6 protein-coding genes and 2 pseudogenes are annotated in these 6,751 nt (G+C 41.6%); all 8 read right to left on the reverse strand.

Features of this window, described 5'->3' with window-relative positions; all coding sequences use genetic code 11:
• Nucleotides 1-874 (reverse strand): annotated as a pseudogene (locus HT701_RS11630) (hypothetical protein); the annotation flags it as partial.
• Complete coding sequence (locus HT701_RS11635; protein ID WP_240152375.1) at nucleotides 843-1,268, reverse strand: LysM domain-containing protein; 426 nt, start codon at nucleotides 1,266-1,268, stop codon at nucleotides 843-845. The pseudogene HT701_RS11630 and the gene HT701_RS11635, both read right to left, overlap by 32 nt.
• A gap of 322 nt (nucleotides 1,269-1,590) precedes the next feature.
• Nucleotides 1,591-2,970 carry an ABC transporter permease subunit Vex3 gene (gene vex3, locus HT701_RS10180; RefSeq protein ID WP_138704832.1) on the reverse strand — a complete coding sequence of 460 codons (1,380 nt, stop codon included), beginning with the start codon at nucleotides 2,968-2,970 and terminating at the stop codon, nucleotides 1,591-1,593.
• 55 nt (nucleotides 2,971-3,025) lie between these two features.
• Nucleotides 3,026-3,673 (reverse strand): ABC transporter ATP-binding subunit Vex2, encoded by a 648-nt coding sequence (gene vex2, locus HT701_RS10185; RefSeq protein WP_166732083.1) that lies wholly within the window; start codon nucleotides 3,671-3,673, stop codon nucleotides 3,026-3,028.
• Nucleotides 3,674-3,685: 12 nt separating this feature from the next.
• Nucleotides 3,686-4,963 carry an ABC transporter permease gene (locus HT701_RS10190; protein ID WP_172931495.1) on the reverse strand — a complete coding sequence of 426 codons (1,278 nt, stop codon included), beginning with the start codon at nucleotides 4,961-4,963 and terminating at the stop codon, nucleotides 3,686-3,688.
• Nucleotides 4,964-5,198: 235 nt separating this feature from the next.
• Nucleotides 5,199-5,270: pseudogene (locus HT701_RS10195) on the reverse strand (transposase); the annotation flags it as partial.
• Nucleotides 5,267-5,617 (reverse strand): IS66 family insertion sequence element accessory protein TnpB, encoded by a 351-nt coding sequence (gene tnpB, locus HT701_RS10200; protein ID WP_023937629.1) that lies wholly within the window; start codon nucleotides 5,615-5,617, stop codon nucleotides 5,267-5,269. The pseudogene HT701_RS10195 and the gene tnpB, both read right to left, overlap by 4 nt.
• Before the next feature lie 336 nt (nucleotides 5,618-5,953).
• On the reverse strand, nucleotides 5,954-6,751 hold a 798-nt coding region (locus HT701_RS10205; protein ID WP_172931496.1), incomplete at its 5' end, for an LPXTG cell wall anchor domain-containing protein.

The following is a 6,751-nucleotide window of genomic DNA, read 5'->3' on the forward strand; positions in this document are numbered from 1 at the left end:
CTTCTGCTTTTGGCGCTGGTGACTCTGGTGCTTCTGCTTTTGGTTCTGATACCGTTGGCTCTTCTACTTTCGGTGCTGGAGATACGGGTGCTTCTGCTTTTGGTTCTGATACCGTTGGCTCATCCGCTTTCGGTGCTAGGGTCGCTGGCTCTTCTACTTCTGGTGCCAGTGTTGCTGGTTCTTCCGCTTTTGGCGCCGGGGTCGCTGGTGCTTCTGATTTTGGTTCTGATACCATTGGCTCTTCTGCTTTTGGCGCTGGGGTCGCTGGTGCTTCTGATTTTGGTTCTGATACCGTTGGCTCTTCTACTTTCGGTGCTGGAGATACGGGTGCTTCTGCTTTTGGTTCTGATACCGTTGGCTCATCCGCTTTCGGTGCTGGGGTCGCTGGCTCTTCTACTTCTGGTGCCAGTGTTGCTGGTTCTTCCGCTTTTGGCGCCGGTGACACTGGTTCTTCCACTTTTGGTGCTGGGGTCGCTGGTGCTTCCGATTTTGGTTCTGATACCATTGGCTCTTCCACTTTCGGTGCTGGCGCTTCAGAACTTGGATTTGAAACTACAGGTTGATTTGTTGTCCCTATATTTGAAAGGGCCTTGTCTACTACTGGACTTGATTCAGTTGAGTTCCCTGATTCAATTGTAGTATCTGCAGATGGAGCATGTAAAGTTTCTGATCTTGTTTCGGCTTTTGGCGCAACTGAGACTGAGGTTTCTGATTTCGATGCCGGCAATACTGACTCTTCAGCTTTCTCTGCTGACGCCGCTGGGATTTCCACAGCTACTGGTGTCGTTTGTTTAACAGTAGTCCTTTGTTCACCAGTTACAGTATCTGTTTTTGTTTCAACTTCATAACTTTGACGACTTACCAGAATTATCAATCGACACTCGCTGTCTTTTTACTTCTGTATTTCCATCTTTTAGAAAAGCCTCTTCGCTAAAATACAATTTATTATTAGCAAAAATCAAATCTCTATTTGCAATACGATTTATCTCAACCAAACTATCAACAGATAGCCCTGTTGCCCCACTAATAGCACTCAATGTATCTCCCCACTTAATTGTGTAGTGTGATAAATTGTCTATATTTAGAATATCAGCTTTCACTTCCTCAACTGTTCTGGCTACCCAGACACCATCTTGTTCACTTGCTGATACAGTTGGAGCTAAAAAGCCCAGACCTAGCAAAATGACACCTGTCGCAATAATTGCACCCGTTCTCAATTTTCTAAAGCCACGGAGGGACAAGCTTCCTCTAACATTTGTTTGTCTCATAATGTTTATTTTTCCTCACTATTCTATATTTTCCAAGGTAGACCCTGCCTGGGTCTACTAGCCTATGTTTGCGATATGGATAGGCTTCTACAGATTTATCTATCTATTTTCAAGATAAGATTTCTATAGATTTTTATGCACAATTCCATATATAAGTTGCGAAACTCCTTTCTAATAAATTCCATAACCTTAGTATATCATATTTAAGTACTAAAGTACAAAGAAAGCAACTGAAATCAATGATTATCACCATTGCTTTCTGCTTCATTTATCATTTTAAAACTTTCAGTTGCTAGCCTCATTTTTCACTCTGGCATCAGCATTATTCACCATCCAGCAAGAGCTCTTTTGGTTGTTTTCTGAGGAGATTGCTTGAAGCAAGCGCCATAACGAGAACCACTAGAACTAAAGCAAGGACAAAGACGATGATAAAGTCTGATGTCTGAATGGAAATATCTAGGCTTGACAAGGTCTTGTTAAAACCATCTACTTCTGCACCACCACCAAGGTTAGAGGCTTGAGCAGCCTTGCTGGCTTGCTTGGCAACACCTGAAGTCACATTGGCAAGGACAGTATTTCCGATTGCACGAGCTGTGTAGTTGGCTAGGAAGTAAGCAGAAACGAGAGCAGGAATTGCAATCAAGATGGATTCGGTGATGAATTGCCCCAAGATACTTGCCTGCTTGAGACCAATAGAGAGGAGGATTCCCACTTCCTTGCGACGGGCATTGATCCAAAGACTGAGCAAGAGGGCAAGGAGAAGAACTGAGAAGCTCAAGCTGCCCCAGAAGAGGAGATTGGCCATCTTGTACATACCAGAAATGGATTGCTCAAGAGCTGGGTAGTTAGAGGAGCTCTTAACTAAAGTATAGCTCTTCCAGTTGATACCACTGATGCCATTCAACTCTTTCATAACATCATCCAAGTTCTTGTCCGCTGTTACAAAGAAGGTTGCGTCACCATAAATAGCTGTGTCTTCTGTGTAGCCATAAAGTTTAGCAGCCGTATGGATGTCTGTGATAGCAGTATTTTCGTAAAGTTCTTGTGAGTAGGTTACTGCCGACTTATTATGGCCATCAAATAGTCCCTTGATTGTCACTTCAACTGTTTCCTTGGCACCTTTTTCATTGTCTGCATCATAGACATTAGAGTCCAACTTGACCTTATCCCCTACTTTCCAGCCGTGTTTAGCTGCCAAGTCCTTGTGCAAGAGGATCTTGTCCTTGTCGTCGTTTGTTAGGTGCTCACCTTCGACCAGCTTATAAGAACCAGAGACAAACTTGTCTTCTTTAGAGGAGTCATTGACACCTGTAATCATCAAGCTACTTCCAAAATGTTTAGCACGATCAGGTGTCAGATTTTTCTTGGTATCTGGCGTTTCGATGAGGTCATATCCAGTCAAATCTCCGATAGCGTTGATGCGTTTTACATAAGACTCAATAGCCTTGTTTTCGGTGATTTTTTTGATGTCTTCACCCTTGATATTCCCAGCACCACGTGGCGTTCCTTGATTGACGCGACGATTGATTTGCATGGAGAAGCTGTTGGTGATATTTTTAAAGGTCTCCTGAGAAGCTTTGGCAGTAGCTCCCTTAATCGACAAGCCGACCAAACTCAAGCTCGCCATGAGGAGAATAATCAGGAAGATGACGATCGATTTGAAAAACTTCCTTGTAACATAGGCAAATGCGTTGTGTAACATAGATTCCCTTTCTAGATTTTATTCTATTTTATAGTTTGAACAGAAAAAGTTCGTATTATTTCGTAGTATTTCGAGTTTCAGTCAGTTTCTTATCTTTCAACTCAAGTGTAATATCTGATGCTTGTGCCACTTCTTTGCTGTGGGTTACGACGATGACACATTTACCTGTTTTCTGGGCAAGTGATTTGAGCAGTTCGACAATATCTCCAGCAGTTTTAGGATCCAGATTTCCTGTTGGCTCATCAGCTAGAATAACTGGAGCTTCTGAGACCAAACTGCGAGCAATGGCAACACGTTGCTGTTGACCACCTGATAACTGGAGAACATTCCGCTTGATCTGATTTTCATCTAAACCAAGCTCAAGCAGTGTATCCTTGCTTGCCTTTTTGTTGACCAAGCGGATATTTTCCAGTGGAGAAAGATAATCTATCAAGTTATAATTTTGAAAAACCAAGGAAATATGGTGCATACGATGGTAAGAATAGCCCTTCTTACGAATATCCTCTCCCTGAAAAAGAATCGAACCTTCAACAGGACTGTCAAGACCGGCAAGGAGGGACAAGAGAGTGGATTTCCCCGCTCCTGACTCCCCAATAATACTGTAAAATTTCCCGGGTTCAAAATGATAATTGATCTGATATAGGACTGCTTCAGCAGTGTTCTTATAACGGTAGGTAACAGCTTGTAATTGTAATAAAGTCATGATTTCTCCTTCTTAACTAATAGATGATAAAATTTCTTTCGGCGATTTTCTAAATAAAAATAGGAAACAAAGGGCTACAGATAAGCAACTAAGCAGAACTAGAAAAACATAGGATGCTGCAAAAGATAATAAACTACTTGATAGACTGCTTGCTTTAGCTAGCGTGTCTTGTAGGGCTGCCTGATCTCCACTTGCTAGTAGGGTTTGGAGTAGGTAAGATGTTATTGCGTTTCCTGCAACAAATGCTGGAAGCAAAGCACTGAGAGATACCAAAACTACCTCTAAACAGAATTGTAGGAAGATTGAGCTCTTGCCTTTTCCAAGTGCCAGTAAAATTCCCACTTCGTAGACCCTTTCTCTCAACCAGAGAGACAAAACCAGAATTAAGGCTCCTGCTCCTGCTATCAACATCCCATAAAGGAAGATGGTCAGGAAGGTTTGGAAGGTTTCCACTGAGTCTTTGATTTGTTCAAAAGTCTTGTTTTCCTTCTCGACTTGGTAGCCTTGACTTTCCAAGGCCAAGTTTTCCACCTGCTTCATGAGTCCGTCCATTTCCTTAGGATTTTCTACATAGAAGCGAGCTGCACTGACTTGAGCTTCACTATTGCCCAAAAGTGTCTGGCTACTTTCATAGTCTGTAAAGACCTGGTTTTCACTGAAGTCGGAAGACAAACCTGTGAATTTCTCCTGTTTTTTACCAGAGAAGATTCCGACGATTTCAAACTCTACTGTTTGCCCTTTGCCAGATTCGGACTGACCAGCATCCAAGCCAATCTTGTCATGAAGCGAAAGACCGTTCTTCTTAGCCAACTCTTCGTGGATCAGGATTTTCTTAGAATCCCCTTTTTGAAGATGTCGCCCTTCTTTTAAGTTGAAAGCCGAGCTAGTAAAGGTTACATCCTTAGATGAATCCTCAAGAGCTGTTAAACTAACCAAGTTTTTGTCTGCAGCTAACAAATCATCACGCTCCACGCTCTGCTCACCACTCACCGCTTCCTTGTCTTTTAGTTTTGCGACCGTCTCGAGTTCAGGAGAAACATTTTCCAGTCCCTTAATCTGGCTCACGGATGATAAGTCCGACAACTTGAAAGTCTGACCATTTTCTATCTTCTTAATAGAAAAAGATGTATTGAGTGATTTATAAAGATTGGTTTCCACTGTTTTATTGGACTTCATCAATGTCAAACAGGCTGAAATTCCAGCCAATAGAACCAATAAAATCAGAAATAGAATAAAACTTCTCAGTCGTTTTCTGCTGACATAAGCCCAAGCTCTTTGGATTGGATTCATTTGTCACCTCCATATTTGTAAGACTATTATAAAACCCAAATATGAAATGTTTATGAAATACGAAAAAAAATATCGAGTAGGGGATAATCTCTAGTCCCTCTCACACCACCGTACGTGCCGTTCGACATACGGCGGTTCAACTAACTTTTAAAGCATGTCGTTCAAGGTCATAATCCAAACACAAAATCAGTCCACGTTTTTCTTAGGCTAAAAGAGTCCACTGGACTCTTTTACTCCGTCCCATAACCAATGATTTAATAGCGCGTTCAGCTAGATTATTGGAAAGGACCAGATGCCCGTCTTTCAATAGAAATCACGACTTTCTGATGAATTTATTTTGGGAGTGATAGAAAAGCCCTTCATCAGCCAGTCTACTTGTTCAGGCGTGAGAGCTTTGATATCCTTTTCTGTACTGGGCCAAGTCAGTCTGCCGCTCTCAAAGCGTTTATATAGTAGCCAAAATCCTTGACCATCCCAGTAAAGGGATTTAAAGCGGTCTTTACGTCCACCACAAAAGAGAAAGACTTGACCTGAAAAGGGATTTAATTCAAAGTGGGTTTTAATGAGATAAGCCAGTGAATCAATGCCTTGCCTCATATCCGTTTTCCCACACACGAGATAGACCTGCCCTAGGCTAGATAGATGAATTGTCATAGAGCAACACCTTATCCAAAAGCTCTTCTATCATTTCGAGATTGTGGAATCTCTACAGGAACAATAGGTTGTGGCATTAAAATATCTTCCAATAGTTTTACTTTACGAATAGTATACAGGAGGAACTCCATGAATGATAGATACCTTGTTATGACGCGCTTACCGTACTATTATAAATTCAATCCACTATATCATTTGATTCACTAGTAAAAAAAGGATAACATCTCCTCTCGGAGATGCTATCCTTTTGGGGGCGACTAGAACATAGTGTTCCAATCTATTTTCGTTAAATTTACAGAATGTTTATCCTATGAATTATTTTATCAAAGTAATTTCTTACTCTTCTTCCTTGCGTTTTTTCGCGATAAGGAGTCCCCCTGTTGCTGCTGCAAGAAGTGCTAGAGCAAGTGAAGCGCTAGATTGTTCTGTACCAGTATTTGGCAATTCTTTCGCTCCTGCTTTCTCAGCTGGTGCTTGAGCAGGTGAATCTTGGTTGGTAGCTGGATTAACTGCTACTGAACTATCTGATTTCTTGACTGTCTTATCTGCTGGAATAACAGATGTAGTACCATCTTCAAAGGTTACAACTACTGATCCGTCTTTGTTTACCTTAATATCTTTCGCAGTTGGGTTAGATTTCTTAACTTCTTCGGCTACCTTAGCTTTTTCTGCGTCAGTCAAGTTGCTTGGATCTTTAACTGGTGTTGCTGACGGATCCTTAACACTATCTGCATCTTTAGCTTTCTCAACTGCTTTAGCTGCTGGAATTACTGCTGTTGAGCCATCTGGGAAGGTTACAGTTATTGTTCCATCTTTACCTACTTTAACATCTGTTGCAGTTGGGTTAGATTTCTTAACTTCTTCGGCTACCTTAGCTCTTTCTGCATCAGTCAAGTTGCTTGGATCTTTAACCGATGTTACTGATGGATCTTTAACACTATCTGAATCCTTAGTTGATGCACCTACTGGTTTAGATTCTGGTTTCGAGTTTGGATCTTTCGGATTTGTTCCTTTTTCTACTTCTTCCTTATCAGTCAAGCCATCGCCATCTGTATCGGCTTTAGTAGGGTCTGTTCCTTTCTCTACTTCTTCCTTATCAGTCAAGCCATCGCCATCTGTATCGGCTTTAGTAGG

This window comes from Streptococcus sp. 10824 (genome assembly GCF_013276595.1).
GTDB lineage: Bacteria > Bacillota > Bacilli > Lactobacillales > Streptococcaceae > Streptococcus > Streptococcus pseudopneumoniae.

Coding starts and splice junctions, on each gene's coding strand:
- vex3 (WP_138704832.1), bottom strand. CDS start 2,970: ATGTTACACAACGCATTTGCCTATGTTACAAGGAAGTTTTTCAAATCG.
- vex2 (WP_166732083.1), bottom strand. CDS start 3,673: ATGACTTTATTACAATTACAAGCTGTTACCTACCGTTATAAGAACACT.
- HT701_RS11635 (WP_240152375.1), bottom strand. CDS start 1,268: ATGAGACAAACAAATGTTAGAGGAAGCTTGTCCCTCCGTGGCTTTAGA.
- tnpB (WP_023937629.1), bottom strand. CDS start 5,617: ATGACAATTCATCTATCTAGCCTAGGGCAGGTCTATCTCGTGTGTGGG.
- HT701_RS10190 (WP_172931495.1), bottom strand. CDS start 4,963: ATGAATCCAATCCAAAGAGCTTGGGCTTATGTCAGCAGAAAACGACTG.